The organism is Paenibacillus dendritiformis (assembly GCF_015845845.1).
GTDB classification, from domain to species: domain Bacteria; phylum Bacillota; class Bacilli; order Paenibacillales; family Paenibacillaceae; genus Paenibacillus_B; species Paenibacillus_B dendritiformis_C.
In genome coordinates this window covers 1-1,960 of record NZ_LDIG01000229.1, presented here as the reverse complement: position 1 = coordinate 1,960, position 1,960 = coordinate 1, and the positions used below count along the sequence as shown (strand labels likewise).

Here is a 1,960-nt window from a genome sequence, read left to right as displayed (position 1 = left end):
ATGCCAGACAAACGAAGCTCCGCTTCGGAAGACATAGTCCATGGTTTCAGACATTCCAGCGCATTTACGGGACCTTGTCGGGATAATAGATTGCGAACCTATGTTTCCGTTCAAGCTTTGCACAAGGGAAGCTTTGTTTCGTGATGTCTTTTTCAAGTGAATCGAGTCATCACCTCTGCTTTCTGCGCCTATCGTTACAGCTGATAGTGATGGTTCTCTTATTCGTAACCCTTTCACGGATTCAGGCGGAAAAAGAAAATGCCAGCCGCTGGCCATGACCGCCAGGACAAGAAACTGCACATAATGACTGGATAATCCCGTTACAGCCATAAGAGGGGGGCGCAGCGGATAAATCAGCAAATAAGCCAGCACTCCCGGAAAGAACGCAAAGGAAAGGTAGAACAAAATTTGCTTGCCGCTCTTCGCTTCATGCTTGCGAACAAAGCTATCATATTCGGGATCAGATCGTACAAAAAAAGCGGCAAGCTTGCGGGTCCATTGATACGTCATAACCATTACGCTCCTTTGAACGGTTAATTACAGAAGGAGCGTAACACAGCGATTTGATTCAGGTATCCGTATCCGTTACCGGATCGGGAGGCCTATCACGCATATCTTTTGCGCGATCCCGCAAAATTGTTTGTAACGATAACATGAAAATCCCCTCCCACTTTATTCGTGAGAGAGGTGCACTTTTTCCTGTATCCAGGTCGATAGTCGCTGCTAAATTCAAGTCAGGGGTACCTAAGCAGATTAATCGGTTTCCGCAATTGCTCTGGTTTGAACCAAATTTCCGTCCTTGTCATATTCTTTGAAGGTCGCTCGATAATAAGGAGTGGCCCCATTAAAAGTGAACTGTACCGGGGTATCGATATACAATGTCGTCCCATTCTTTAAATAATTGTTGAGGCCCATCAATTGATATAAGTCCATATCCGGCCAGCCATTCCATTTGCTTATCGCATTGATTGTATTGCGGGCGTCATCTAACGTGATTTCTTTTATAGTTCGGGTAATAAAACTTCTGCACCAATTTTTTATCGTCGAAGGTGATCTTCAAATCACCCTTCAGGTCGTGTGTTCCGGAGTATACCATCTTTCTCAAATCGTGCGTGACGACCGCTCTGTGGCCTGGCAGAAGCGTGACTTCCTGAGAAGAAACCGTATATTTATCCGACTCGGTAGTCGTTTCCGTACTGGTCGTAGATAAATTATAGGTTATACTCGTTTCAAAATCGGCCCCTGCTAAAGCAACTACGCCTTTGGCAGCCACTTTAAAGCCTAGCTGCAGGCCGTTCGTTACGGAAATAGCTTGAGATTTTGTATAATCCTTTTGGAAGCTGTCTGTTTTCATTTTCTGTGTTGCGGAAGTATAATTCGTCAACTCCGAAGTGCCGCGATATATCGTATCCCCCGTCCTTGATGTGTACTGAACATTGGATACATTCATATCATGAATCGCTTCGATTTTTAATCCCATTTGATCGGCAATGCTGTCATAGCCTCTGGGACTTGCCAGATTGGCTTTGTACCAAGAAATAAACCGGTTGGCTGAGTAAGATTTCTGATCTTTCAGAATCCAGAAATCTATATAAGTTGAACTAAAGAATATCCACTACTATATCAGACTCCATCCGCACACAGAGACGGTCGATGATTGCTTGAGGTTCTTTCATCACAGCATTCATGAAAGAGCAGACATTCTTCCGTATCTCAGCTACAGTGTGGTAGAAGACGTTATTCACGACATCCGCTTTGAGCCACTTCCAGAGTCCTTCCACAATATTCAGTTGCGGACTGTACGGCGGAAGAAAGACAAAGGTCAGTCGCTTGTTTTCTTTCAGAAACGGCTCGAGTAGCTTGGCGTGATGGATTCTGGCATTATCCAGAATCATGGTAATGGTTCCTGAAGGGTATGCTTCAAGTACTTTGTTCAAGAATTTGAGAAACGTTTCTGCTG

The 1,960-nt window shown here is 44.5% G+C and carries 3 protein-coding genes; all 3 read right to left on the bottom strand.

The window, feature by feature from the left end:
- The coding region (locus tag ABD76_RS22765; RefSeq protein WP_197259341.1) for a hypothetical protein at nucleotides 1–510 on the bottom strand (510 nt) is incomplete at its 3' end.
- A gap of 472 nt (nucleotides 511–982) precedes the next feature.
- Nucleotides 983–1,492, bottom strand: a complete 510-nt coding sequence (locus ABD76_RS29875) for an ETX/MTX2 family pore-forming toxin (protein WP_338125179.1) — start codon at nucleotides 1,490–1,492, stop codon at nucleotides 983–985.
- Nucleotides 1,493–1,601: 109 nt separating this feature from the next.
- Nucleotides 1,602–1,960: IS630 family transposase (locus ABD76_RS22755; RefSeq protein ID WP_197257801.1), on the bottom strand; the 359-nt coding region annotated here is incomplete at its 5' end.